The sequence below is a fragment of the Pseudomonas sp. GW460-12-10-14-TSB1 genome (assembly GCF_017349775.1).
GTDB classification, from domain to species: Bacteria; Pseudomonadota; Gammaproteobacteria; order Pseudomonadales; family Pseudomonadaceae; genus Aquipseudomonas; species Aquipseudomonas piscium.
In genome coordinates, this window is record NZ_JACNAC010000011.1 from 65,214 (window position 1) to 91,920 (window position 26,707).

Sequence of the window (26,707 nt, forward strand, 5' to 3'; positions counted from 1 at the left end):
TTGCGAACAGCCTTGATAGCGCAGGGGTATTGCCGCACAGGCAACCGTCGGCGAATCGCCTCACCTCTGGAATCGAACATCCGTTGCAGCTCGACAAGGCCATCCTCCCGAGCGCCACGTTGACGCAGCCTTGCCAGCGACCAGCATCGGTGGGGATAAACACCGACGCCCGTCGACCTGGCAAAGAAGCCAAATTGCCATGTGTTTCCTTCGTTCTTTCATACGTCGCAGTTCTCATTGCCCGTTCCCCACGCCTGGAGTTCCCCCCGATGCCCTCTTCCCATCCCCTGCCCTCTGCCTTGCTGGGCCTGGCCCTTGTCTGTCCGGCCATGGCCGAAGCCCAGGGCCTGGAGCTGGGGCAAGTGCTGATCGGCGCCGAGGAACGCGGCGGCGAAGACGCATCGATCGAGGAAGCCGAGGCCCGGCTGGCTCAGGTGCCCGGTGGCAGCAATGTGGTGGACCTGCGCCGCCCGCTGCAGGGCCGGGTGGCCAGCAACCAGGATGTGCTGGCGTACCAGCCGGGGGTCTATGCCCAGTCGGCGGGCAACGAAGGGGTGAAGATCTCGATCCGTGGTTCGGGCATCAACCGCGCGCCGGGCGCCCATGCCTCGGGGCTGTACGCGATGCTCGACGGCCTGCCGCTGACTGGCCCGGGCGGCACGCCCTATGAGTTGCTGGAGCCGCTGTGGCTGGACCGGGTGGAAGTGCTGCGCGGCGCCAACGGCTTCGACCGCGGCGCCCTGGCCCTGGGCGGCGCCATCGACTACATCAGCCACACCGGCTACGACGCCCCAAAGTTGCAGGTGCGCTACGCCACGGGCAGCCACGGTTATCAGCAGCGCCAGGTCAGCTCCGGGCAGGTGCTGGGCGACTTCGACTACTACCTGTCCATGACCGACGCGCGCTCCGATGGCTATCAGGACCACAGCGCCAGCGAGAGCCAGGGGGTGATCGCCAACTTCGGTTATCGCTTCAACCCGAACCTGGAAACCCGCTTCTACATTCGCCATCGCCAGACCGACAACGACCTCGCCGGGCGGGTCACCAAGCGTTCCATCGAGCACGACCCACGGGCGGCCAACCCGGCCTACGTGACGCGCAACGACAGCCGCGACCAGCCGGGCAGCACCTTTATCGGCAACAAGACCACCTGGTACATCGACGACGATTCGAGCCTCCAGACCGGCCTGGTCTACCACGACTACCCCATGGACCTGCGCGAGGGCCCCAACCGCCTCAAGGTGGCCTATACCGACGTCAGCGGCACCTTCGACTACAAGCGCCGCGACACCCTCTGGGGCCTGGAAAGCCACAGCACCCTGGGCCTGCGGGTGACCAAGCACCTGCCCAACTCAGGGGCCAGCGAGCTGGTGCGTATCCCCAGCGGCAACACCGCGGGTTTCGCGCCGGGCACCCACATGCGCAACTTCACCTACCAGGGTTCGGACAGCGTCCTGCATGTCGGCAATGACCTGGAGATCGCCGACGACCTGTGGCTGACCACCGGCCTGGCCGCCATCTACACTCGCCGCGAAAGCGCCGTGACCTACCCCGAAGGCGGCGGCAAGACCAGCCTCGGCGACTGGGACTACGCGCCGCGCCTGGGCCTGCGCTACCAGCTGACCCCCGGCCTGCAACTGTTCGGCAACCTCAGCCGCTCGGTCGAGGCGCCACACCCCTGGTCGCTGATCTACAGCTCCAACCTGCGCTTCCCGGCCGGCAGCGGCGCGGCCACCGGCACCCAGCGCGACCCGATCAAGCTGCAAAACCAGACCGCCACCACCCTGGAACTCGGCGGCCGTGGCGACAGCGCCATCGGCCAATGGAGCCTGGCCTGGTACTACGCCCAGGTGCGCCACGAACTGCTCTCGGTGTTGCCGGACGCCAACGCCACCACGCCCTACGAACTCAACGCCAGCCCCACGGTGCACCAGGGCGTGGAAGCCAGCCTGCAGAGCACCCTGTGGTCGCGGGACGACGGCGGCCAGTTGAGCCTGCGCCAGAGCTACACCTTCAGCGACTTCCATTACCGCGACGATGAGCGCTTCGGCGACAACCGCCTGCCGGGCCTGCCGATGCACTACTACCAGGGCGAGTTGCGCTACGACTGGCCCCAGGGCTTCTTCGCTGCGCTCAACACGCAACTGGTGTCCAAGGTGGCGGTGGACTACGCCAACAGCTACTACGCCGATCCCTACGCGCTGTTCGGCGCCACCCTGGGCTACAACGCGCCCAAGGGCGACTGGCAGACCTGGCTCGACCTGCGCAACCTGACCGACAAGCACTACGCCGCCACCGTCACCCCGGGCTATGACGACAAGGGAATGGACGCGGCGCGATCCACGCCGGGGGAAGGCATGGCGATGTATGTCGGGGTGTCGTGGAGTCTGCGTTAAGGGCCAGCAGTGGACACGCGGTCCCGCGCATCTACCAGCACGAAGCCCTGCAGAAAAAGAGCGATATCGATCAGCTCTCAGGGGAAAGGATTGGCTCGGGGTTGGTTTCAGCAGCCAGCTTCAATCGGTCGGCCTTGCTGATGTATTTGGGCTTGCTGCGCGGGGCCAGCTTGGCACTGGCCTTTTTCGCGTGAGCCTTCAATAGCTGGTTTATTTTTTTACGACGGTTCATGTTTTTCTGCTCGGCCGGTAAGGGTTCGAATGATATCAGCTAAGGATATCGGGCCACTCCCATGGTGCGCACTGAGTGCATGACCTTGGAGCCCCTGGGCTCCCATCAGCAATAACTTGTTGTAAGTGCTATTCGAAATCACCTTGCGCCGGCCGACCAAACCGCCGGTGATAGCGCCCGCAACCATAAGCTCGCCTGGGTTGCCATTGAAGTGCCCGATCAGGCCAGATGCGCGGCTACTTCAGGATAAACAGGTCCCCTTCCACACTCAGATCGCCCTGTTTACGACGCGGCGCGACAGCGTCGTAAACGATTAGCAGACCTTCCCCGGCCTCCTCACCCACGTCAAACAGACACATACCCTCGGCATGATCGTCACCTTGCCCGAAAGGCACCTCCAGCACCCTCTCCAATTGCTCCGCAAAGACCACAAGCTCCTCATCAGATGCGAAGCCGCCACGCCAACGGAACACCGTTACCGGTCCGTCCAGGTCCATGGTCGGCCCCGCCAGAATCAACAGATCGTCGCCGCTGACGCACAGGTCTCGCACCCCCAGGCCATTGAGCGCGAAGAAGTGCTTGCGGTAGCGCCGCCCCTGCGGCCCGATCTTCTTGAGCACCAACGTCTCGGTGGAGTCACCATTGAGTTCAGGCTCGATCTCCAGCAGCACGGCCCATCCGCGCAGGACCGGCCCACGCAGCCCCAACAACAGCCGCGAGCCAATGACCGCCATCCCTTCGATATCGAAACCGTTGTCTTTACCCGGGATGGGCAGGAAGTCCCGTAACTGATCGTCTTTGGCAATTTCCCAGGTCAGGTCGTTGCCAAGCGCGTTGCCACGCAGCTGCGCCGCCGTACGTCCATCGGCATCCACCGCCCTGGCAAGTTCATAGCTGTCGCTCTGCCGTACTACCGGAATGCGGGCCAACAAAAAGCGATTGCCGTCTGCCTCTACCGTCGATAGCCGCTTGATGTTCTTTTGCGCCGGCTTGTCGGGCTCGGCCTTCTTGCGCTTGAGGCTATGGGAGCCCACCACCCAGAGGTAACCATCGTCATAGGCCAACCCCTCGATATCGATCTCGGCGTCTGGCTCCGGTATGGGCAGGTCCAGGTATTCCATGAGCGAGAACGATTGGTGCTCAGCGCAGATCACGGCGCCGCCTGGTGCAGTGCCCTGGATTTTCAGACGTTCCAGGCTCGTGGCTTCGTCGTTGGCCACCCACAGTGTGTCGCCAATCCGCTGAGCGACCGAAAGGCCATCGCGCAACGCTGCAAACGCCGGGGCAAAGCTCAGTATCACTACATTGATTCGCTCGCTCATGAGCACTCTCCTGCCAGACGGGGTGAAGCGAACAGGCTGTTGTCGAGGCTAGTGGCTGCCCAACGACAAGCAAGGTTATTGTCTAGCACGTTTTTTCACAGGCGATAGAGCGGTGGCGCATAACATGAGAGAAGGCCTGACCAGACTCCTCGGCGAATGTGATGAGCGACTTGTATTCAGGGAGAGAAGATTGCGGATCTACATCACAGGCGCTTCGTGTGCAGGCGTGACGACATTGGGTCATACCCTCGTATCTTTGCTGGGGTAGCCGATGTCGATCTGGTCGTGTTCGTGATGACGGCAACGGCTGTTCGCCTTGAGAAGCTGGCCGCACGTGAAAAGGCGCGCTTTGGCGATCGCATCGCACCCGGTGGCAATATGCATGACATACCCGTGGTCTTTCGCGAATGGGCTTCGCAATATGACAACCCGGATTTCTCCGGACGCAGCAGGGCCCGACACGAGGCGTGGATAGCGGAGCAAACGGCGCAGGTTTTGCGCGTTGACGGAGGGCCATTACCCCGCCCTCAATCATTCAATCTCCACGCTGCGGGAGGCTAAAGCATGGGTGTCTGCTACCCTTTAGCGGAGTCATCGAGGTCGGCCGTTCTCACTCCCTGACATTGATCCAGTCCTCTCAAGCCTGCCTGACCACATGAGGTGGGGCGATGCGCATTTCATTACTTTACGCGGTGTCGGCTGTACTGGTTCTAAGTGGATTTTCTTGCCTGGCGCAGACCCAGAATGCGCCTGCAAACGCTGCGGCTACAGCGCCCCTGACGGCACCGGCCAAGGATGTCGTGTTTACCCAAGAGCAGCTGGATCAGATGCTGGCTCCCATTGCGCTATACCCGGACCCACTGTTGGCACAGGTATTGATGGCCAGTACCTACCCCGGGGAAATCGCCGAGGCGGTCACCTGGTCCAAAGCGCATCCGGGCGCCAAGGGCGATGATGCGGTCAAACAAGTGTCGAGCCAGACCTGGGACCCGAGCGTACAGGCGCTGGTTGCCTTCCCGCAGGTCCTGGCAACGCTGGGACAAGACCCGGTCTGGGTACAGCGTCTGGGCGATGCCTTTCTGGCGCAACCCGACGATGTCATGGACGGCGTACAACGCTTGCGGCATCAGGCGCAAGCAGCAGGCAACCTGCAGAGCAACCAATATCAGAACGTGACGGTTCAGACTGCACCGGCACCGACACCGGCAACCCCTGCCCCTGCCAACAGCTCCACTACCATCGTCATCGAGCCTGCCGACCCGCAAGTGGTCTACGTCCCCACCTACAATCCGACCACTACCTATGGCACCTGGGCCTACCCTGCTTCGCCGCCCGTCTACTATCCACCGCCCCCCGCCTATTACCCCGGATCGGCCTTGATGGCCGGGCTGGCGTTTGGGACCGGCGTGGCGATCGTCGCCTCGCTGTGGGGCGACTGTGACTGGGACAACAACGACATCGACATCGACGTCGACCGCTACAACAACATCAATCGCAACACCCAGATCAACAGGAACCAGAACAAGTGGCAGCACAACTCCCTTCATCGCGATGGCGTTCCCTATAGAGACAGCAGGAGCCGTGAACACTACGGTCGACAACTGGACGGTGCCAATCAGCGTGAGGCCTTTCGAGGGGATAATGCCCAACGCGCCCAGGCGCGTGAAAAAGCCCGCAGTTCAATGGACAGGCACGGTATCGAACGACCGGCCACCACCAATCTCCAGGCCCGTGATCAAGCGCGCAGAGCGCAGGTCGATAATCGCATGCAAGCCGGGGCAGACAGACCGAGAGCCTCTGACAGGAACCAAGGCACTGGCGGAAACATCCGGGAAAATCAGCAGCCCAGACAGCAGAACGCTCAGACGAATCAGCGCCGCCAGGAACTCTCCCAAACGCGCCAGGGAACGCCAAAACGCCCGACCGCCAGCCCCGGCAGTGCACGCAATAACGCTTTTGCCGGCGCGCGCTCGCCGTCCCAGTCGAACGCCCAGGCCCTCCGTGGTCGAACCAGCCAGGCATCCGCCACGCGCCCCAGTGCTGCGCGATCCGCCGGCCATCAGATCAGCAGGCCGTCCAGTGCTCCCATGCGACAAAGAGGGGGGGGCCGGCGTTGAACACACTTCCTCGAGTGAAAGCATTCATGGGCTCGCTCCCTCGCATCCTGATGATCAGCGCCAGCCTGGCATGGTCATGCACGGCTACGGCACAGCAGGCATTTCCAACCCCGGAAAAGGCCGCTCAGGCGTTCGTCGAAGCCCTGGGTACACAACACGCCGATCAGGCACGCCTGATACAGCTGCTGGGTGAAGACTGGCGCAGTTTCATCCCGCGAGGTGGCGTCCAGCGCAGCGACGTGGATGCGTTTTTGAAGCTCTACCGCGAGCGACATTCCATCGAGAAAACCAGTGACCGCAAAGCTGTCCTGTCGGTCGGCAGTGACCACTGGACACTGCCGATACCCCTGGTAAAAGCCGAAAAGGGTTGGCGCTTCGACATCAAGGCCGGTAGCGCCGAAGTCCGTACGCGGCGAATCGGCAGCAACGAACTGGCCGCGGTGCAATCGGTGCTGACCTATCACGACGCCCAGATGGACTATGCGTCAGTGGATCGTAACGGTGACGGCGCCCTCGAATATGCGCAGAAAATCTTCAGCACTCCCGGCAAGCACGACGGACTCTATTGGGCGGATGACGATAGCGGTCAACTCAGCCCCTTGGGTCCGCTGTTCGGCAATGCCATCGCCGATGAAGACTGGCATGGCTACCACTTCCGCATCCTCGCGGGACAGGGTCCCTCGGCACCGGGTGGCGCCTACAGCTACCTTATCGGCGACAAGATGAGCCGTGGCTTTGCCCTCATCGCCTGGCCGGCGAAATACGAGGACACCGGGGTGATGAGTTTCATGATCAGCCATGAGGGCCAAGTGTTCGAGAAAGACCTGGGACCCGAGGGTTATAAATTGGCGCAATCGATGAAGCGGTTCGATCCCGATGACAGCTGGCAGGAGGTCACCCTGGATCAGAAGCCGTAACAGTTGCCTGGCTGCAGTCGTTCGTTAGCGGGTCGTAGAGGGCATGCTTCGCCTCTCATTTCAACAGGCGGTAATCGGCTGTGGATTCAACCGGTCGAAGGGACGGATGCTTTGCTGCCCAAGCGGATGAGTTCATTGGAGAAACACAGGCCGACGATGATCAGTGCCGCTCCCGCGTACAGGCTTTCGCGCGGTACTTCATTGAGCGCCACAAACGCCAGCAGCGCGGCGAACAGTGGCTCGGTCAGCTCCAGCGCTTGCACTTGGGATGGCTTGAGATACTCGATGGCCTTGGTGGTGCAGAAGAAGCCCAGGATTGTCGGCAGCGTGGCCAGCGCCAGCAGCGCGGCGATCGCCAGTGGCGACAGCTCGCCCATCGCGAAACCATCGGCCGCCGCCGGCATCAGCAGGTACAGGCTGCCAAAGAACAACAATTGTCGGGTGAAGTGCAGCCCTCCCGACACCCCCATACGCTTCATGGCAACCGAAAAGGCCCCATAGCCGCAGCCGGCCATGGAGGCGAGCGCAGCACCTTGCAGGGTAAAGCCCTGCTGCAGGTCGCCGCCGAAGATCACCGAGATCCCAGCGATAGCCAGTGCGGCGCCAACGGTAGCGTTCGCGGTGATGGCATCCTTGAGGAAAATGCGCCCCAGAATGATCGAGGAAATTGAGGCACTGGCCATCAGCACCACCACCACACCTGCCGCAGCGTAGTATTGATAGGCGGACGTTTCGAAATAGAACAGCACAAAGATGCCAAGGAATGCGCAGATAGCCGCCTGAGTCCATTTGGTCGACGCCGCCGGGCGCTTGAGGAAAAACAGTAAGATCGAGAGAAGCACGCAACCCAGTAGGGTCTTGATGACAGCGACACTGCTGGCGGTGAAACCATTACCCATGACTACTTTGCTGAGTACACCGATCGTTGCGTTCAGTACCGCAGCGGAGAGTGCAAATATGACGCCTTTGCTGAAAGTAGATTGCATTGATGACGATCTCTGTCGCTGAATGGCCGTTCGATAGAATGCCGCCCTACATCGACGGCGCAAAATTTGAGAATACGAAGATCCCACCAACACTTACCTTAGGAAAGTCCATTTAATCGGGACTAACGACTTTGTCGCCCCCAAGGAAGAAGTCAGAGGGCCTGGCCCTTGGCTAGGCAATATGAGTTGACGAACGTTGCAGTGTGCTGCAAAGACTGACGTATATCCGGTTTGGCTATTCCATGCTTGTTGGCAAATTGCTCGACCGCTGCCGTATCAAAACGAGTGGTCTGGATAAAGTCCAAGGCCTCGGGTTTTGTATTCAAAAGCCGCGCGACGGGGGGAATACTCAGTAGCCACCTCAACAATCGGAGTGGAATGTAATGCTTGGGAGACTTTAAGCCCAAAGGTTGTGCCGCCTGTACCAGCAGTTCTCGCAAGTTGGGAGTCTGGTCATCAAGCGCCAGCAGTTCCTGGCCTGCCATGGCAGGATCAAAAGCACAAACCGCCACCAGCTCAACCAGGTAATCCACGGTGACCAGTGGCAGCCAGTGCTCGGCGGTACCGGGCACTGCGGCCAGCTTTCCCTGCACAAGGTTGCGGATCAGCTCCACCAGCGGCTGACCGTCAAGGATATGCCCCGTGCGGCTGTGGCCACAGACCGTCGCGGGGTGGACAACGGTAATCTCCCCGCCCTTGGCGGACATGACCTCCAGGGTCGCAAAATGCGCCTCCAGCTTGCTCCCCTCGTAACCACCGACCTGTCGGTAGACGGCAGGCCAATTCGTCAGCTCCGGATAACGCGGATCAATTCCGATGCGTTGCAGATGTTCATGATTTTTCAGCATGTAGCCGCCGATCATCACTAACCGGCTTTTTTGCTCAGCCGCCAACAGCGCCACGCGCTTTGCCCCTTCCACATTCACCGCACGAGAATGCTCCACTGAAAGCCCCCATGCGAAGTGGGCGCCCAGGTGGAATATGACCCTGGCGTGCCTTAGCACTTCTCGGTCAGCAAGACTCAGCCCGAGGTTGTCCCGTTCCAGATCGCCAGCTACGGCAAATACCCGGGTTGCGCACCCTCCCAAATTGTCGACTTGCTCCCGCAGTGCAGCTAGTCGCTCTGGGCGACGCATCAACACCCGAATGGTGTGACCTTTTGCACTCAGGTACGCCACCAGATGTTGACCGATGAAGCCGGTACCCCCCGTGACAAAGCACTCCACGCTCATTTCCCTGTTCCTTGTTTAAGGTGAGAAATCAAGCGTAAACTATCGACCCAACTCTATAGTCAAGCGGTGTTTTCATGAAAATCGGCGAACTCGAGGCCCGCAGCGGCGCCAGCCGCCATACGCTGCGTTACTACGAGCAAATCGGCCTGATCTCACCGCTGCGGCAAACTAACAACTATCGCGTTTACACAGAGCAGACTCTGCAGGATCTGGACTTTATCCAGCGTGCGCAAAGCATGGGGTTTGCCCTGGGGGAAATAGGCGAGATTCTGGACGCGCAGCGGAACAAGCTGATCGATTGTGCTGACGGCGCCAAGCTGATTGAAAAGAAGATGGCAGAAATCAAACAGAAAATCGCCAACCTCCAAAGCATTTATCGGTATCTGGATGAAGAGCGTGCAAACCTCGAAGCCAGTGCTGCCAGGCAACTTGAGCTTCAGCAGCTGAACAACTCTTCCAACTGAACTTCCAGTTTCAAGCATCCGCTGTCTCTACGAATTTCAGGTTGACTCAGAGCCCCCCGACTCCTACTACCCTGGACCACGCTCAAGCCAGCAACTCGCTGATCCATCGGGCCTGCCGGGCGATGTCCTGGACCTTCTCCTCGGGTACGGCCTGCCGTGCCCGGGCGAAGTGGGCCAGGGTCTTCTGTTTCAGGCGCAGCATGCGTTGCCACTTGGCCAGGAAGGCTGGCTGCGGGCCTGCAGTTGCAGCGGGCCGAAGTACAGTTCCTCGGCGGTGTAGCTCACCGGCCCGGCGCGCTCGGCGACGATGATTTCGTAGAAAAAGCGATTTTCCCGCAGCACTTCCTCGCAGAGGATGCGGTAGCCATGGTCCATCAGCCATTGGCGCAGGGGTTGCTCGCCGCCGTTGGGCTACAGGATCAGGCGTTCCTCGCCACTCAGGCGCGCCTTGCCGCTGTCGAGGATGTCGCGGATGGTCTCGCCGCCCATGCCGCAAATGCTGATCGCCGTGATTCCGTCGCCCGGCTCGATCGCCGCCAGGCCGTTGGCCAGGCGCACGCTGATGCCCGAGTCCAGGGCGTTTTCGCGCACGCTGCGTTGGGCCGCGTGGAACGGCGTCAACGCCACCTCGCCGGCCACCGCCGCGGCGATAAGGCCACGGCGCAGCAACGCCACCGGCAGGTAACCGTGATCCGAGCCGATATCGGCCAGGCGCGCCCCCGCTGGCACATGCGCCGCCACGCGCTCCAGGCGCATGGACAATGTCTGTTGGTTCAACTGCCGCCCCTTTTCACCATGAACGTCCGGCGCCTGTGGCCGGATCGGGGCGCGATTCTGTCGGGCAATGCCGTGCATTTCAAATTTATGCGACCAGGGCCCTGGCTCGCCCCGTCCTGCCGGGCACCGCCCGCTAGCCGCCTCAGTCGTCGAAGCCGTAAAGGACCGCCGGGTTATCCGCCAGGATGCGCCGGCGCCAGGCGCCGTCCGTGGCCCAGTGGGACAGCAGGTCGAGCATGGCGCTGTCGCTCGGCCTCGGGTCGCGCCCCGGGTGCGGCCAGTTGCTTGCCCACAGGCAACGTTCCGGGTGGCTGTTGATCAGCGTCTGGGCCAGTACGCCGACATCCTCGTACAGCGGCGCGCCGACCCGGGAGGTTTCGTAAGGCGCGGAAAGCTTGACCCAGGTATTGCCGCCGTCCAGCAAGCGCAACAGGGTCTTGAAGGCAGCATGGCCAACGGGGACCGGCTCGAGGAACTTGCCCACATGGTCGATGCTCAGCCGGCTCGGCAACGCCAGCAGACGCTCCTGATAATCAGGCAGGTCGCGGCCGTCGAGTTGCAGATTGATCACCCAGCCGAGTTCGGCAATACGCCAGGAAATCCTTTCCAGCGCGTCCCAGGGCAGCACCCCGCCCGCCCCCGGCACCATCATGAAACGTACGCCGCGCACGCCTTGCTGATGCAGGCGGGACAGTTCGCTCCAGCGCGTTTCGGCCTTGATCACGGCGATGCCCCGCGCTGCCTGGCCGGCCTGGACCAGCGCATCCAGCAGGCAGGCATTGTCAAAGCCGTACCCCACTGGCTGGACCAGCACCGCGCGCTGCAGGCCCAGTTGCTGTTGTACCCGCGCGTAGTCGCTCCAGGTCGCGGTCGGGACCGGCGATGGCGCCGCAAAGCGCGCGGGGTCGTACACGTGCACGTGGCAGTCGGTGGCGTGGCTGGGCAAGGTCATAGTCGCGGGTACTCCTGGTTAGTGGGATTGAAGCCGGAATACATCCCGGGCGCGGTCAGCGCACGCCAGGTTCACCGCCCCCTGCGGAACTCGTCCTGCGAGCAGGGCCTGGACCTGGCGCACGGTGTCCATGGCCTGATGCTCGCTGGCTTCGGGTGTCAGCCCACCGATGTGCGGGCTGGCAATGACCTTGGGATGAGCGGCCAGCAGCGGCCCGGGCATCTGGTCTGGCGCGCGGCCGACATCCAGCGCACAGCCGCCGATCAGCCCCTGCTCCAGCGCCTCGAGCAGGGCAGCGTCGTCCACCAGTTCCCCGCGCGAGGCATTGATGAAGAACGCGCCGGGGCGCATCGCGCGAAAGGCCTCGCGCCCGAACAGGTTGTAGGTCCGCTCGACCGCCGGCGCGAGGCAGACCACGTAATCGGCGCCGCCGACGACCTGCTCGAACGACACCTGTTCGATGCCGGGCTCATCGACCCGGGCATTCGGGTCATTGACCCACACGCGCATCTGCAGCAGCCGAGCAATGTCGGCCAGGCACTTGCCAATGAAGCCGTAACCGATGATCCCCAGCGTCGCCCCGCGCAACTCCCGCCCCATGAGCACCTGCGGCGCCCTGCCCTGCCAGTAATCGGCGGCCGCGCGGCTGATGCCCCGCGCCAGGTCGATCATCACGCCGATCACCCATTCGCTCACCGAGCGGTCGAACCCCGGCGTCGCATGGGTGACCAGCACGCCGTGACGGCTGGCGGCTTCAACATCGATGTTGCGGATGTCCACCGCCACCCGGCAGATCGCCGCAAGCTGTGGCAGGCGTTCGAACAGTTCGGCGGGCGCGGCCGCCTCGCGGCTGGCGACAATGATCGAGCAGCCCTGTGCCCGATCGACCAGTTGCTCCAGCGACAGCGGATCGGGCGACTCGTTGAGCCGGACATTGCCCAGGGCCTGAAGCTGCCTGAGCGGCTGCTCGGCGTAGTAATTGGCGCGCACACCGGGGGCATGGGTCAGGAAGATCTCAGTCATGGTCACGCTCGCTTGTCGGCGCCGGGCCGGGCCACCGAATGTCGGGAAATCAGCATTGGCTGGAACACCAGATTGACGGCGGGCAGCTGTGGGTCGCGGGAACGCTCGACCGCACGCTGGACCATGATGTCGGCCATCTCGGTCAGCGGCATGGCCACCGACGTCAGGCTGGGGTTGCTGAACGCGGCAATGGACAGGCCGTCCATGCCGACCACCGAGATGTCCTCGGGCACCCGCAGCCCCGCCTGGATGAGCCCGGACATCAGGCCCATGGCGAGCATGTCGTTGACGGTAACGACACCGGTCGGCCTGGGCGTCATCGCCGCCAGATCGGCCGCCATGGCGAATCCCAGGTCGGCAAGCTCCGAATCGCCGAACGTCTCGAGCACCGGGCCTTCGATGACGGTGGCGCTGACCTGCGCGCCCTCCTGCGCGGCGCGCTCGCGAAAGCCCTCGATCTTCGCCGTACGACTGATGGTCTTGCCGCTGGGCACCAGAAACGCCAGGCGCCGATGACCGTGTTCGATCAAGTGCGCGGCGGCGATATAGCCCGCCTGGAAGTTATCCGGCGACACATGGTCCACCCGCGAGTCGCCGTCCTCGGTGGTTTGCCGGTCGTAACTGACGACCGTCAGCCCACGCTGTACCGCGGCCTCCAGGTGACGCTCGTCGTCCTGGGACGAGACCACGATCACCGAACGCACGCCGAACGACAGCAGGTCATCGAACATCCCGGCCTCCTGCTGCTTGTCGCGATGGGTGTTGCCCAGCAGCAACCGGTAGGAAAACTGCGCCCGGGCGGCGGCCTCGATCTTCAGGGCGATCTGCCCGTACATCGGGTTGGCGGTGGACGGAACCAGCAGGCCGAGCATCGGCGTATGGCCAGTCTTGAGCTGCCGCGCCACCCGGTTGGGCTGGTAGCCGAGCTTGAGAATCGCCGCTTCGACGCGAGCGAAGGTGTCGGCGCTGAGCTTGTCGGTGCGCTGGTTGAGCACATTGGACACAGAGCTGACCGAAACCCCCGCCAGAGCGGCCACATCGTGAATCGTTGTCATGTTTTGCATTAACCCATATTGAAAGTGCGCGGCAGCCACAGGGAAATCGATGGCACCAGGACAATCAGAATCAGCATCGCCGCCAGCAGGCAGAGGTATTTGACCATCCGCCGGGAAACCTCCTCGACCCGCGTGCCGGTCATCGCGCAGGTGGCGAACAGCCCCAGGCCGAACGGCGGCGAGAACAACCCCAGGCCCATGGCGATCACCGCGACGGTGCCGAAGTGAAAAGGACTGACGCCCACCTGCACCGCGATCGGCACCAGCAGCGGGCCGAAGATGATCAGCGCCGGCGCGCCTTCGAGCACCGCGCCGAACACCACCATGATGATCACCGAGGTGATCATAAACGCCACGGGGCCATAGTCATGCGCCAAGGCCAGCATGAAGTCGGAAATGATCGACGGAATCTGCAGGATCGTCAGGGCGAATGCCAGGCTGGAGGCGGCGGCGATGATGAACAGGATACCCGCGGCCATCGAGGCCGAGCGCACGAACAGCCTGGCGATGCCTTTGAACGTCAGCTCGCGGAAGGTCAGCCCGCCCACCAGTAGCGCGTAGACCACCGCGAACGCCGACACCTCGGTGGAGGTGGCCACGCCGGAGGTCACGCCCTTGCCGATCATCGTCACCATGATCAGCGCCACCAGTGCGCCCCCCAGCAGACGCACGACCGGCCGGCGCGAGGGGAAAGCCAGGTCGGGGTCGACCTTGCGTCCGAAGATCACCGCCAGGGTCGCCAGGCCCAGGGCGAGCATCGCCGCCGGCACGATGCCGGCGAGGAACAGGCCGCCGATCGAAATGTTCGCGACGAAGCCCATGATGATCATGTTGATGCACGGCGGGATGGTTTCCGCCATCACCCCGGAGGCCGCCAGGACCGCCGCGGTCTCCGCCGGGTCCTGTCGGGTGCGGCGCACGGCGGGCACGACGATCCCGCCTACCGCGGCGATATCCGCCAGCTTCGAACCCGACACGCCGGAGAAAAATGCCGTGGCCAGGATGGCGATCAGGTTCATCGAGCCCCGTACCCGGCCGAAGAGCCGCACCAGCAGTTCGATCAGGCGCGAGGACATGCCGTTGGCTTCCATCAGCAGCCCCGCCAGCACGAAAAACGGAATCGCCAGCAACACAAAGTGATCCATCCCGGCCATGACCTGCTGCGAGTAGATCACCATCGGCAGCGACGGATCGCCGATGAAGTACAGCAAGGCGCACAGGGCCAGGACGAAGGCAATCGGTACCCCCGCCAGCAGGCCACCAAAGAAGCCGCCGACCAGCAGCCCCCAGGGTTGCAGGGCGTAAGCCTCGACCTGGGTGTTCCAGGCATACACCGAGCCGCCGACCAGCAGGCAGCCGAGCAAGGTCAGCCAGGTGACGGGAGTGGCGCCGTTGACGGCATTGGCAATGCCCACCGCCGTCATCAGCAGCGCGCCGACGAAGACCGGCAGCACATTCAGCCACTGCGGCAAGCCCATCGGGGTCACGACGTTGACCGAGTCTTCCAGCAACAGCCAGGACGAGAACGCCAGCCCTGCCGCCGTGCCCGCGACCAACCAGCCCCCGGTCTGCTGCGCGGCCTGCTGCCAGCCGGCGGGCAACAGCGCGCGGAAGAAGTCCACCTGTACATGTTGCTTGCGGGCCAGCACCGTAGCGCCGCCGAGAAATACCAGCATGACCATCAGGCCACGGGCAACTTCCTCGGCCCAGTCCACCGGGTGATGCACGAAATAACGCAGGATCACCGAGACGAACACCACCGCCACGTCCAACGCCAGCACCACCGCGCACAGGCGTTCGACCCACCGACACAGCGGCGCCAGCAAGCTGCCACTGCCCGGCGTTGTGGCAAAGCCCCAGTCGTCGGCCATGGCGGCCGCTGCGTGGGTGTGCCCGGGATGTTCCTCTACCACTTGATCCGCGACAGCGAGAGCGTCGGATGAACTCATGGTGTCTGTCTCCTCTTGTTATGGGGGCTGGCCTGGATCACGCCCTGGCCGCGTCGATAAGCCCCAGCACCGAAGCCATGGATGGCGTGGTCCGGGTGAACGGCAGCCAGAGTTTGTCGCGCATGAGGGTACGGACGCTGGCGCGCTCGGCGTCAGCCATGGGGAAGAAGGTCATGCCGCCCTTGCCCAGCGCGGCGATGGCTTCGGCGCCTTTGATCGCGGCCGCACGGCGCTGGGACACGCTGGCCTCCCGGGCAGCCGCCATGAACACCGGTTGCAGGTCGGCGGGAATCTTCGCCAGCCCGCGCTTGCCGATCACGGCAATGCAAGGGCTGAACAAATGGTCGGTCTGCCAGCAGTGGCTCACCACTTCGTCGAGCTTGTTGGCCAGTACGCTGGCGGCATCGTGTTCGAAGCCTTCCACCACCCCGGTCTGGATGGCGGTGTAGACCTCATTGAAGGCAATGGGGGTCGGGATCGCGCCCAGCAGCTTGAAGGTTTCGATGAACGCCTGGGTCGGCAGGACCCGCAGCTTGGTATTCCTGATGCTCTCGAGATCCTTGATCGGCGGCTTGGTATAGACGCTGCGCGCGCTGAAATGCGCACCCCAGCCCACGACCGAGCAACCGGTGCGCTCGCGCAGCAGCCCGTTGTAGATCTCGCCGACGCCGCCATCCACGGAGCGGGCGACATGCTCGTAGCTGTCGAACAGGAACCCCAGGTCCAGCAGCGCCAGTTCCGGCAGGGCCGTGGCCCAGATCGAACTCCCGGAGACCATCAGGTCGATCGACCCCAGGCGCACCTGTTGCACCACATCGGCCTCTTTGCCGAGTTGGCCGTTGGGGAAAAAATCGATACGGATGCGGTCGCCCACGGACTGCTTCAGGTTCTCGGCCAGGCGTTGGTAGAACAGGTAGTGCGCCGAGTTCTCGTCCGCCGTCATGGTCGAGGACAAGCGCAATACCGAAGGGGCGGCACGGGCGATGGAAGGCAGGGCCAGTGCGCCGGCACTGAGGGCGGCACACTGCACGAAGCGACGTCGGGTCAGAGGCATGAGGCTGTTCTCTTTTGTTGTTGTTTTGCGACATTTGTGCGGATTTAGTAAAACGTTTTACTAAATCGTTTTACAAACTACCTCCAATGACCCGGATCTGGCAATGGAAATTTGCCCACGCAGCAGACATTGCCTTCGAGCAAAGCGTCCTACGGGGCCACGGCGCGGTCGAAAACCGTCGCCGGTCCGGACACACGAACGGCGTCGTGCCCTGCCACGGCTATCCGCGGGGACTCGCGGGCTACGTCATGTATCGCACTGTATCTACCGCCCTCCCCGGTACACGCGCTTGCATCCACCCCGGGATCCGGACACAGGCCAGATACGTCGCGGCCGTCAAATGCAACCCAGGTTGAAGGGGATCAGCCAGGTCCCCGCCCCACGGTTTGCAATCCAATGGAGAGATCAGCATGAAGATGACACTGCGCAACCCCACAATCGGCGCGTCGATCCTGGCCCTCAGCCTGTTCGGCCTCCTCGGCGCGGCCCAGGCGCAGACGCCCGCAGCGGCGCAACCCGACGCGGGCAGCGGCACCACTTATGCCGCCCCCTCGCCGTTCGGCCCGCTGAAGCATGTCAACGCCGGGCTGCTGGACGTGGCCTACGCCGAAACCGGCCCCGCCGATGGCCCGGTGGTGATTCTGCTGCACGGTTGGCCGTACGACATTCACAGCTTTGATGAGGTCGCGCCCTTGCTGGCCGCCAAGGGTTATCGGGTGCTGATGCCCTATGCCCGCGGTTACGGCGATACCCGTTTCCTGTCGGCGAAAACCCTGCGCAATGGCCAGCCGGCCGCGCTGGCCAGTGATGTCATCGATTTCATGGATGCGCTGGAGATCAAGCAGGCGGTGCTCGGCGGTTATGACTGGGGCGCGCGTTCGGCGGATATCGTCTCGGCGCTGTGGCCGGAGCGGGTCAAGGCGCTGGTGTCGGTCAGCGGCTACCTGATCGGCAACCAGGCGGCCGGGCAGAACCCGCTGCCGCCCAAGGCGGAATTGCAGTGGTGGTACCAATTCTATTTCGCCACCGATCGCGGTCGTGCCGGCTATGAGAAAAACACCCATGATTTCGCCAAGCTGATCTGGCAACTGGCCTCGCCGCAATGGAAGTTTGACGACGCCACCTTCGAGCGCAGCGCCAAGGCCCTGGACAACCCCGACCATGTCGACATCACGGTGTTCAACTACCGCTGGCGCCTGGGGCTGGTTCAAGGCGAGAGCCGCTACGCTGCCCTGGAGCAGAAACTGGCCACCGCGCCTGCCATCGGCGTGCCCACCATCACCCTCGAAGGCGATGCCAACGGCGCGCCGCACCCGAACTCCGAGGACTATGCCAAGCGCTTCACCGGCAAGTACCAGTTCCGCCTGATCAGCGGCGGCATCGGCCACAACCTGCCGCAGGAAGACCCGCAGGCGTTCGCCCAGGCGGTGATCGATGCGGATCGTCTTTGACCAGGGTTCTGCTGCCAGCCCCCTAGCATGAGGGGGCTGGCGTTTTGCTCTAGGCTACAGAAGGCTGGATACCCTCTTGATCCGCATGCCATAGCAAGGAGCGCTGCTCATGTCCGATTTCCAGAACGCCAGGACTATCGATGGTTTCACCATGAAACTCTGGCGCGGCGAACGCATGTGCCTGATCGGTTTCGATGTCGAGAGCCCACCCGCGGACCTCGTGGGCTTTGCCATCGAATGCAGGTTTCCCGGCACCGACGAGTTCAAGCCCCTGCCCAACCGTATCGCCTTTGCCTACGACCAGCCCACCCACAGCGCGGTCGACGGCCAGCGCAAGTATTCCTCGCTGGAAGCGCCCTTCCAGAAGTTTCGCTGGGTTCACGTTCCCCATGAGGTCGAGCAAGGCACGTTCACCTACCGGGGCCGGATGATGCACATGGCCAACGACGGCCAGCTGGTGCCCGGCACGGCCATCGAACTGGCGATCGACCTCGACCCCATCAGCTACGAAGGCATCCTCGACATTGGCTTCACCCGGGGCTTCACCTCTTCCCAGGCCTTTCGCGACCGGGTGCCCGCGGGCGTCAAGGTCAATGATTATGGCAAGAGCCTGATTCCATCGAAAACCAAGGACGGGCTCGACCACCCGAAGACCGAAACAGCCATGTACCAGTGGCTCGGCTTCGAGGCGGTTTCGATGATTTTCGCGGTGCTGGATGAAGTGCTGCAGCAGCCGGACACCAGCCTCGATGTCTTCGCCTACGACTTCAACGAACCGGACATCCTCGCCAGACTGGAGGCACTGGGTAATCGCCTGCGCATCATCATCGATGACGCCGGCGATCACGCCGCCGCCGACAGCTGCGAGACCCGGGCCGCCAAGCGCCTGGTGGCTTCGGCCGGCGCAGAGCGGGTTCGGCGCAGTCATTTCAACGGCCTGCAACACCACAAGGTGCTGATCGCCCGGCGCAACGGCAAGCCCTACCAGGTGCTGTGCGGCTCCACCAACTTCAGCTTTCGCGGCTGTTATGTACAGAACAACAATGCCCTGCTGTTCAAGCACCCCGAAGTGGCGGAGCTGTTCGGCCGGGTCTTCGAGGCCGGCTTCAACGACCCGAAAAACTTCGAGGCCAGCGACCTGGCGCAGAAATGGCACGTCATCGAAACCGCCACCGCGACAGCGCCAGGCCCGCGCCTGCATTTCTGCTTCTCGCCGCATGACCACAGCGAGCTGTCGCTCAGTCCGATCGGCGGCGCAATCGACCAGGCGAGCCGCTCGGTGCTGTTCAACATCGCCTTCCTCAATCAGATCACCAGCGGGCCCCTGCACGACTCGATCAGCCGCCTCTACAAGCGCCCGGTGTTCAACTATGGCGTGACCGACAAGGCCTCGGGCATGGATGTGATCAAGCCCGACGGCACCTCGGCCGAGGTGGATTTCGCCTATCTGGCCAAGTACGCACCGGAGCCTTTTCGCAGCGAGTGGTCGGGCGGCACCGGTATTTCCGTGCACAACAAGTTTGTCGTCACCGACTTCAACCTGCCGAGCGCCAAGGTTTTCACCGGTTCCTCGAACCTGTCTATTTCGGGGGAAGAAAAAAACGGCGATCACCTGATCCTGATCGAGGACCAGAAAATCGCCGTGGTCTATGCCATCCAGGCCCTGCTGATATTCGACCACCTGCATTTTCGCAGCCTGATGCAGAAGGCCTTCAGCAGCGCCGATGAGACCCAGGGGAAGCAGCCACCGCCACTGTTGCTGAAAAAACCCACGGCGATCTCGGGCCAGCCCGCCTGGTTCGAGGCGTACTACGCCGAAGGCTCGCAAAAACAGGGCGACCGGCAGTTGTTCTCTCACTAAGGGCGCGAACTGTCGAAAGCCGCCAGGCGCCAGGAAGGCCTCATGCCCGGCTGGCGCCTGCGCGGGTCAAACCGTGACGATCATGCAGCCAATCGCACCGGACTCATGGTAGATGGCATGGCCGTTGTTCTCCGCAGTGAACCCGCGCAACGAGCGTTTGGCCACGTCGCTATAGGCCAGGGAAACCACCCAGCGGGCATCGACCGGCTCGGTGTATTTGGCAATCTTCTCGATGTCCTTGCGGGTTTCCGCCAACAGCTTATTGCCGGCATTGGTAGCGCTTTCGACTTTCACTTCGATGGCATAGCTCTCGACGTTATGCCGGGCCAGCACGTCGAGGTGAAGGGTCTGGTTCGGCGGTGGGTAAGGTACTTCGCGAGCGACCCCCAGGTGGGCTGCGCGCAGCAGCATCAGAAACTCGACCTGGAACCAGACTTCCCAGGCCGCGCCGGTACTGATGGCGGCCTCGATACGCGAGTGGTCACTGAGGATGAGGTGGCTGAGTTCGGTGTTATTCATCGTAGGTTCCCTCTGTTGGATGATAGAGAGAGGAACGAACCAACAGCGCCGTTGTGAATAATCAGCGCAAAGCCGGCATGCCTGCGCATGCCGGCCTCGCGGTTTTATTTCTTGATGGAAAGGATAGTGGCCGCACCGCCCTCCAGGCGGAATGCGAAAGTCACCTGGTCGCCAACCGCCAGCCCCGCCAACTGCTCCGCGGTCGCGGCGAAGGCCATGGTCATCGGCGGCCATTGCACGGCGGGAACGGCGCCGTGGGCGATGGTCACCCGCTGCTTGGCGGTATCGATGGCCTTGATCCTGCCCTCGGCGGTGGCCTGTTGAGCCTGCTGGGCTTCCTGCTTCATCGGCATGCCGTTCATGTTCATGTCGTCCATTTTCATGCCGGGCATGTCCTCTGCGTGGGCGGCAAGGGATAGCGCGGCCAGGGTGCCAGCAACTACGATCTGGATCAGTTTCATGGGTTTTTTCCTTGAGTGATGGAGACAACGGGAAGGTGCCGACGACGCATCAGGCGATAGGCCGCCGGGATGACAAACAGGGACAACAGGGGCGCGGTGAGCATGCCGCCGACCATGGGCGCGGCGATGCGGCTCATCACTTCGCTGCCGGTGCCGCTGTCCAGCAGGATCGGCAGCAGGCCGGCGATGATCACCGCCACGGTCATGGCCTTGGGGCGCACGCGCTGCACCGCGCCTTCGCGAATCGCCGCGAGCAGCCCGCGCTCGCTGCCCTCGCCGGACTCCTGGCGTTCGGCCCAGGCGTTCTTCAGGTACAGCAGCATGATCACGCCGAACTCGGCGGACACCCCGGCCAGGGCGATAAAACCGACGCCGGTGGCCACCGACAGGTTGAACCCCAGCCAGTAGAGGAACCACACCCCGCCCGTCAGGGCGAACGGCAGCGTGGCCATGATCAGCAAGGCCTCGTCGAAGCGGGCGAAGGTCAGGTACAGCAGCACGAAGATGATCAGCAAGGTGGCCGGCACCAGCCAGGTGAGCCGGGCGTTGGCCCGTTCGAGGAACTCGAACTGCCCGGAGTAGCTCAGGCTCATGCCCGGCTGCAAGCGCACCTGCTCGCTGACCGCCCGGCGCAGGTCGGCGACCACCGAGGCGATATCCCGCCCGCGCACATCGACATACACCCAGCCCGAAGGCCGGGCGTTTTCGCTCTTGAGCATCGGAGGACCCTCGCTGACCTTGACCCTGGCCACCGTGCCGAGGGTGATCTGGCTGCCCAGCGGGGTGTAGATCGGCAGCTGCTCCAGGCCCCCCAGCGAGTCCCGCCAATCCCGGGGGTAACGCAGGCTGATCGGGAAGCGGGCCAGGCCTTCGATGGTCTCGCCGATGTTTTCCCCGCCGATGGCGCCACTGACGATCGACTGCACGTCGGCGATATTCAGGCCGTAGCGCGCAGCCGCCTGGCGATCGATGTCCACGTCGATGTAGCGGCCCCCCGTCAGGCGTTCGGCCAGCGCCGAACTGACCCCGGGCACCTCCCTGGCCACCCGCTCGACCGCCTGGGTCACCGCATCGATCTGCTGCAGATCGCTGCCGGCCACCTTGACCCCGATCGGGCTCTTGATGCCGGTGGCGAGCATGTCCACGCGGTTGCGGATCGGCGGAATCCAGATATTGGTCAGCCCCGGGACCCGCACCACCCGGTCCAGCTCGGCCACCAGCTTTTCCGCGGTCATGCCGGGGCGCCATTGTTCGCGGGGCTTGAACCGGATGGTGGTTTCGAACATCTCCAGGGGCGCCGGGTCGGTGGCGGTTTCCGCGCGGCCGGCCTTGCCGAACACATGCTCGACCTCAGGCACGCTCTTGATCAGTCGGTCGGTCTGTTGCAGCAGTTGCGCCGCCTTCTGCGCCGACAGCCCCGGCAACGCCGAAGGCATGTACAGCAGGTCGCCTTCGTCCAGCGGCGGCAGGAACTCGCCGCCCAGGCGTGAGATCGGCCACAGCGCACTGAGGAACACCAGCAAGGCCACCAGCAAGGTCGCCCTGGGCCTGCGCAATACCGCGTCCAGGGCCGGTTGATAGAGGCGGATCAACCAACGATTCAACGGGTTCTGCTGCTCGCTGGGTATCCGCCCGCGAATCCAGTAGCCCATCAACACCGGCACCAGGGTCACCGACAACCCCGCCGCCGCGGCCATGGCATAGGTCTTGGTGAACGCCAGCGGACCGAACAGCCGCCCTTCCTGGGCCTGCAGGGTGAACACCGGGATAAACGACAGGGTGATGATCAACAGGCAGAAGAACAGCGCCGGCCCGACCTCGGTCGCCGCCTCGGTGATCACCTGCCAGCGCGGTTCGCCCTGCAGGGTTTGCCCGGGGTGAGCCTGGTGCCAGGCCTCGAGTTTCTTGTGGGCGTTCTCGATCATCACCACCGCCGCGTCGACCATGGCCCCGATGGCGATGGCGATGCCGCCCAGGGACATGATGTTGGCGTTGAGCCCCTGGTGGCGCATCACCACAAAAGCGATCAATACCCCGATCGGCAAGGAGATGATCGCCACCAGGGAGGAACGCAGGTGCCAGAGGAAGATCCCGCACACCAGGGCGACGACTATGAACTCCTCCAGCAGCTTGTGGCCGAGGTTGTTCACCGCGCGGTCGATCAGCTGGCTGCGGTCGTAGGTGGTAACGATTTCCACCCCCGCCGGCAGGCTGTGCTTCAGCTCTTCGAGCCGAGTCTTCACCGCCGCGATGGTTTCCCGGGCGTTCTTGCCGCTGCGCAGAATCACCACGCCGCCCACCGCCTCGCCCTCGCCGTCGAGCTCGCCGATGCCGCGGCGCATTTCCGGGCCGAGCTGGACAGTCGCGACCTCGCCCAGGGTCACCGGCACCCCGCCCGCCCCTAGCTTGAGCGGGATCGCGCGAAAGTCATCGAGGCTCTTCAGGTAGCCGGAAGCCCGCACCATGAACTCCGTCTCCGCCATCTCCAGCACCGCGCCACCGGTTTCCTGGTTGGCCTTGCCGATCGCCGCGCCGACCTCGGCCTGGGTGATGCCGAGGCTGGCCAGTTTCAGCGGATCGAGCAGCACCTGGTACTGCTTGACCATGCCGCCCACCGTGGCGACTTCCGCGACGTTCGGCAGGGTCTTGAGCTCGAACTTGAGGAACCAGTCCTGCAGGGCCCGCAGTTGCGCCAGGTCATGCCCGCCGCTGCGGTCCACCAGGGCGTACTGGAAAATCCAGCCGACCCCGGTGGCATCCGGCCCCAACGCCGGCTTGGCGCTGGCCGGCAAGCGGCTCTGGACCTGGCTCAGGTACTCCAGCACCCGCGAGCGGGCCCAGTACAGGTCGGTGCCGTCTTCGAACAGCACGTAGACAAAGCTGTCGCCGAAGAACGAATAGCCGCGCACGATCTTGGCCCCGGGCACCGAGAGCATGGTGGTGGCCAGCGGATAGGTCACCTGGTTCTCGACAATCTGCGGCGCCTGCCCCGCATAGGGCGTGCGGATGATCACCTGCACATCCGACAGGTCCGGCAGCGCGTCGACCGGCGTGCTCTGCACCGACCAGACACCCCAGGCGCTGACGAACAGGGTCGCCAGCAACACCAGAAAACGGTTGGCCACCGACCAACGAATCACGGCCGCGATCATGGCTGGCTCCCCGCTTTTTCCAGGCGCTCGACACGCAAATCATTACCGCTCTGGCTCAGCGCCACTCGCACCTTGTCGCCCACCTTAAGGCCCTGCATCAAGCCGGGGTTGGCGAGGGGAAAGGTCATGGTCATGGCCGGCATGCCCAGGCTCTTGAAGGGACCATGGGCCAGCGTGACTTCCTGACTGTCGATGGCCAGGATCTGCCCTTCGGCTTCATGCAGGACGGCTGCGGGCTCAGCCAACGAAGCAGCGACTATGCCCTTGAGGCTGGCTTCCGAGTCCAGCAAAAACTGCCCGGAAGCCACCACCTGCTGCCCCTCCTCCAGGCCTTGCAAAATCGCCGTCTGGCCGGCGTTGTCCGGCCCTGGCTGCACCTCCACCGGGCGGTAACGCCCCCCGTCTTCGGCAAGCATCACCAGGGCCCGATGGCCGGTGCGAATCACCGCCTCGCTGGGCACCCACAACAGAGATTGCTGGGTCGAATGCTTGAGGCTGACCTGGGCGCTCATGCCCGGCCGCAGTCGCCCCTGCGGGTTGGCCAGCTCGACCCGCACCCGCAGCGTGCGGCTATCGGCATTGGCCTCTGGAAGGATCGCGTCGACCCTACCCGCGAAGACCTCTCCCGGAAACGCCGGCAAACGAGCCTCGGCCAGCTGCCCCGGGACAAGCGAGCCCGCCTGCGACTCCGCAACCGCCACCGCCAGCCAGACGCTGTTCAAGCCGTTGACCCGGGCCAGGGTCTCGCCGGCGGCCACAGTCATGCCCTGGCGGACATTCAGCTCTTGCAGCACACCGCCAATGGGGCTGGTCAGGGTCAGGTTCGGCTGGACCTTGCCACTGCGCTCGACCTGGGCGATCAAGGTCGCCGGCATCCCGCTGAGGCGCAGTCGCTGGCGTGCGGCCGCCAGCAGAGCGGCATCGCCACTGGCCTTGAGGGCGAGGAATTCTTCCTGGGCCGCTGCCCATTCCGGCACCAGGATATCCGCCAGGGCCGCATTGGCCTTGAGCAGATCCCCGGGAGCGCGGGCATACACCCGTTCGACAAAACCCGCGGTACGCGGTTGAACCACCGCCACCTCGCGCTCGTTGAACGCCAGCACCCCGACGGCATCGACGCTGCTGGCCAACACCCCACGCGTGACAGTGGCCAGGCGCAGACCAAGATTCTGGGTCAGGCTCGGGTCGATGCGCACTGCCGCGTTCTCCCCCTGTGCTCCCTCGCCCTCGGCGTAGCGTGGAACCAGCTGCATATCCATAAAGGGCGACTTGCCCGGCTTGTCGAACTTCTGCTGCGGGTACATCGGGTCGTACCAATACAGCGCCTTGGGTTCGCCCGCGGCTCCCTGTCCGACGGCGGCAGCGGGTACTTCACTGAGGCGCGGTCGGGCCAGCCAATAACCGGCCGCGATACCTACGGCAATCGAGACGCCGACCACCGCTGCCACTTTCCATATCGATGCCTTCATTGCGCGGTCTCCCCATAGGCGAAATACAGCCGAGCGTTGGTCAGGGCGCGCTGCTCCTCGACGTCGATCTGCTTGAGGCGGGCTTCGATCAGTTCGCGGCGGGCGGCGACCACCGCCGCCAGGTCGCCCTTGCCGGCGCGGTAGCTGGCCAGACTCAGGTCGACCTTTTCCCGGGCCAGCGGCACCAGGCTTTGCTGGTTGCGGCGCACCGCGCGATCCAGGCGCTGGTAGTCGGCCAACTGCGCTTCCAGTTGCTCGGCATGCTCGCGGGACAGGGCTTCGCGCTCGGCCTCCAGCTGGCTCAGCTCGGCCTGCCGGGCGGCGATTCTGGGGTTCTGGCGCGAGCCGGGAAACAACGGCAAATCCCAGGAAAACTGCACGCTGACCATGTCGCCGAACTCACGGCCACGGCGCTGGTAGTCCAGCTCCCAGCTCCAGTCCGACTGCTTGTCGGCCTCGGCTTCATGCACCCTGGCTTGCGCCTCGCGGGTCATGGGCGCAAACGCCGCCAGTTCGGGGTGGTGTTGCAGCTTGTGGGAGTAGCCTGCGCTGTCCACTGGCCACTCGGGCAAACGTCCCTCGGGCCGGTCGTTGGCGGCGGCGCCTATCCAGCGCTTGAGCGCAGCCCGGGCCTGGGCCCGCTGGCTGATCAGTTCGTCCTCGCGCTCGGCCAGTTGCGCGGCTTCCTGGCGGGGTGTCACCGCATCCGCCGGCAGCGCCCGGCCGCCGGCGATCTGTGCGCGCACGGTGTCGCCCAGCAGGCGGTTTTCCTTGTAGAAGTCCTGGAGCAGCGCCGTCTTGCGCTCCACCGAATAGCTGCCGATCCAGGCCAGGGCCGTGGCCTGGCGCACGTTCAGCAACTCCACCCGACGCTCGGCGGTGGCCCGCTCCACCGCCCCGGCAGCAACCTCGACGCGGGCCTTGCGCTTGTCGCTGTTGGGTATTTCCTGGCGGATCCCGACCATCTGCATGGTCATGAAGTCCTGGTCGAGGCGCCAGCGATCCGGGCCGCCAATGGGGTAGTTCTGCACCCCCAGCAACAACTTGGGGTCGGGCAATTCGCCGGCGGGGATGGCCGCGCTGCTGGCGGCCTGGATTTTCGCGTCTTGGGCGCTCAGCGACGGTGCGTTGTTCTCGGCCAGCCGCAACGCCTCATCGAGGGTCAAGGCGCCAGCGAGGCTCGGCCAGACCAGCACGCCTGCCGCCAGGCCGGCCACGAGGGACCAGCCGGTGCAATAGCACTTGGGGTTCATGTTGACGATTCCTGTGATGATCCACCGCGCGCCCGAAAGACAGGCGCGCAGCCATGTCATCCCGC

The 26,707-nt window shown here is 63.8% G+C and carries 20 protein-coding genes and 2 pseudogenes; 7 read left to right on the plus strand and 15 right to left on the minus strand.

The window, feature by feature from the left end:
• Positions 1 to 269: 269 nt before the first annotated feature.
• Entirely contained in the window at positions 270 to 2,396 is a 2,127-nt protein-coding gene (locus J4D52_RS09845; RefSeq protein ID WP_102676510.1) for a TonB-dependent receptor domain-containing protein, read from the plus strand.
• Positions 2,397 to 2,466: 70 nt separating this feature from the next.
• Here J4D52_RS09845 and J4D52_RS09850 read toward each other — a convergent pair whose 3' ends face one another.
• Together J4D52_RS09850 and J4D52_RS09855 are read right to left on the minus strand one after the other, a co-directional pair.
• Positions 2,467 to 2,628: a DUF2986 domain-containing protein gene (locus J4D52_RS09850; protein WP_080684181.1), complete on the minus strand. Its 162-nt coding sequence runs from the start codon at positions 2,626 to 2,628 to the stop codon at positions 2,467 to 2,469.
• 236 nt (positions 2,629 to 2,864) lie between these two features.
• The gene (locus J4D52_RS09855; protein WP_102676511.1) at positions 2,865 to 3,950 is read right to left on the minus strand and encodes a DUF3616 domain-containing protein; all 1,086 of its coding nucleotides are present in this window, start codon (positions 3,948 to 3,950) and stop codon (positions 2,865 to 2,867) included.
• A gap of 190 nt (positions 3,951 to 4,140) precedes the next feature.
• Here J4D52_RS09855 and J4D52_RS30500 point away from each other — a divergent pair.
• The 3 genes and pseudogenes from J4D52_RS30500 to J4D52_RS09865 all read left to right on the plus strand — a co-directional run bounded on the left by J4D52_RS30500 (position 4,141) and on the right by J4D52_RS09865 (position 6,984).
• Positions 4,141 to 4,511: pseudogene (locus J4D52_RS30500) on the plus strand (hypothetical protein).
• Between the two features lie 107 nt (positions 4,512 to 4,618).
• On the plus strand, positions 4,619 to 6,067 hold the full coding sequence (locus J4D52_RS09860; RefSeq protein ID WP_102676512.1) for a DUF3300 domain-containing protein: 1,449 nt from the start codon (positions 4,619 to 4,621) through the stop codon (positions 6,065 to 6,067).
• 26 nt (positions 6,068 to 6,093) lie between these two features.
• The gene (locus tag J4D52_RS09865; RefSeq protein ID WP_102676513.1) at positions 6,094 to 6,984 is read left to right on the plus strand and encodes a DUF2950 domain-containing protein; all 891 of its coding nucleotides are present in this window, start codon (positions 6,094 to 6,096) and stop codon (positions 6,982 to 6,984) included.
• 86 nt (positions 6,985 to 7,070) lie between these two features.
• On the opposite strand, the gene J4D52_RS09870 is transcribed toward J4D52_RS09865, so the two are convergent.
• Together J4D52_RS09870 and J4D52_RS09875 are read right to left on the minus strand one after the other, a co-directional pair.
• Positions 7,071 to 7,970: a DMT family transporter gene (locus J4D52_RS09870; protein WP_102676514.1), complete on the minus strand. Its 900-nt coding sequence runs from the start codon at positions 7,968 to 7,970 to the stop codon at positions 7,071 to 7,073.
• 152 nt (positions 7,971 to 8,122) lie between these two features.
• Positions 8,123 to 9,202, minus strand: a complete 1,080-nt coding sequence (locus tag J4D52_RS09875; protein WP_102676515.1) for an SDR family oxidoreductase — start codon at positions 9,200 to 9,202, stop codon at positions 8,123 to 8,125.
• A 74-nt stretch (positions 9,203 to 9,276) separates the two neighbouring features.
• Between J4D52_RS09875 and J4D52_RS09880 the strand changes: the two genes are divergently transcribed.
• Complete coding sequence (locus tag J4D52_RS09880) at positions 9,277 to 9,666, plus strand: MerR family transcriptional regulator (protein WP_102676516.1); 390 nt, start codon at positions 9,277 to 9,279, stop codon at positions 9,664 to 9,666.
• A gap of 82 nt (positions 9,667 to 9,748) precedes the next feature.
• Here the strand turns inward: J4D52_RS09880 and J4D52_RS09885 are convergent.
• From J4D52_RS09885 to J4D52_RS09910, 6 genes and pseudogenes are all read right to left on the minus strand, one after another.
• Positions 9,749 to 10,443: pseudogene (locus tag J4D52_RS09885) on the minus strand (tRNA (adenine(22)-N(1))-methyltransferase).
• A gap of 142 nt (positions 10,444 to 10,585) precedes the next feature.
• The gene (locus J4D52_RS09890) at positions 10,586 to 11,395 is read right to left on the minus strand and encodes an amidohydrolase family protein (protein WP_102676517.1); all 810 of its coding nucleotides are present in this window, start codon (positions 11,393 to 11,395) and stop codon (positions 10,586 to 10,588) included.
• A gap of 18 nt (positions 11,396 to 11,413) precedes the next feature.
• Positions 11,414 to 12,418, minus strand: a complete 1,005-nt coding sequence (locus J4D52_RS09895) for an NAD(P)-dependent oxidoreductase (RefSeq protein ID WP_102676518.1) — start codon at positions 12,416 to 12,418, stop codon at positions 11,414 to 11,416.
• 2 nt (positions 12,419 to 12,420) lie between these two features.
• Entirely contained in the window at positions 12,421 to 13,473 is a 1,053-nt protein-coding gene (locus J4D52_RS09900; protein ID WP_037005878.1) for a LacI family DNA-binding transcriptional regulator, read from the minus strand.
• Between the two features lie 8 nt (positions 13,474 to 13,481).
• Positions 13,482 to 15,422 carry a TRAP transporter large permease subunit gene (locus J4D52_RS09905; RefSeq protein ID WP_207272124.1) on the minus strand — a complete coding sequence of 647 codons (1,941 nt, stop codon included), beginning with the start codon at positions 15,420 to 15,422 and terminating at the stop codon, positions 13,482 to 13,484.
• A 37-nt stretch (positions 15,423 to 15,459) separates the two neighbouring features.
• Positions 15,460 to 16,476 (minus strand): TRAP transporter substrate-binding protein, encoded by a 1,017-nt coding sequence (locus tag J4D52_RS09910; protein ID WP_025809339.1) that lies wholly within the window; start codon positions 16,474 to 16,476, stop codon positions 15,460 to 15,462.
• Positions 16,477 to 16,886: 410 nt separating this feature from the next.
• Between J4D52_RS09910 and J4D52_RS09915 the strand changes: the two genes are divergently transcribed.
• Both J4D52_RS09915 and J4D52_RS09920 read left to right on the plus strand, forming a co-directional pair.
• Positions 16,887 to 17,927, plus strand: a complete 1,041-nt coding sequence (locus J4D52_RS09915) for an alpha/beta fold hydrolase (RefSeq protein WP_102676520.1) — start codon at positions 16,887 to 16,889, stop codon at positions 17,925 to 17,927.
• A 109-nt stretch (positions 17,928 to 18,036) separates the two neighbouring features.
• Complete coding sequence (locus J4D52_RS09920) at positions 18,037 to 19,788, plus strand: phospholipase D-like domain-containing protein (RefSeq protein ID WP_102676521.1); 1,752 nt, start codon at positions 18,037 to 18,039, stop codon at positions 19,786 to 19,788.
• 66 nt (positions 19,789 to 19,854) lie between these two features.
• Here the strand turns inward: J4D52_RS09920 and J4D52_RS09925 are convergent, their stop codons facing one another.
• The 5 genes from J4D52_RS09925 to J4D52_RS09945 form a co-directional block, all read right to left on the minus strand.
• A complete protein-coding gene (locus tag J4D52_RS09925; RefSeq protein ID WP_102676522.1) occupies positions 19,855 to 20,307 on the minus strand; it encodes a hypothetical protein in 453 nt (150 codons plus the stop codon).
• 104 nt (positions 20,308 to 20,411) lie between these two features.
• Positions 20,412 to 20,768 (minus strand): copper-binding protein, encoded by a 357-nt coding sequence (locus tag J4D52_RS09930; protein ID WP_102676523.1) that lies wholly within the window; start codon positions 20,766 to 20,768, stop codon positions 20,412 to 20,414.
• Entirely contained in the window at positions 20,765 to 23,920 is a 3,156-nt protein-coding gene (locus tag J4D52_RS09935) for an efflux RND transporter permease subunit (RefSeq protein WP_102676524.1), read from the minus strand. The genes J4D52_RS09930 and J4D52_RS09935 overlap by 4 nt, the downstream gene beginning before the upstream one ends.
• Positions 23,917 to 25,389 (minus strand): efflux RND transporter periplasmic adaptor subunit, encoded by a 1,473-nt coding sequence (locus tag J4D52_RS09940; RefSeq protein WP_102676525.1) that lies wholly within the window; start codon positions 25,387 to 25,389, stop codon positions 23,917 to 23,919. Before J4D52_RS09940 ends, J4D52_RS09935 begins: the two co-directional genes overlap by 4 nt.
• Positions 25,386 to 26,642, minus strand: coding sequence for a TolC family protein (locus J4D52_RS09945; protein ID WP_102676526.1), 1,257 nt, complete (start codon positions 26,640 to 26,642; stop codon positions 25,386 to 25,388). The genes J4D52_RS09940 and J4D52_RS09945 overlap by 4 nt, the downstream gene beginning before the upstream one ends.
• Positions 26,643 to 26,707 lie beyond the last annotated feature (65 nt).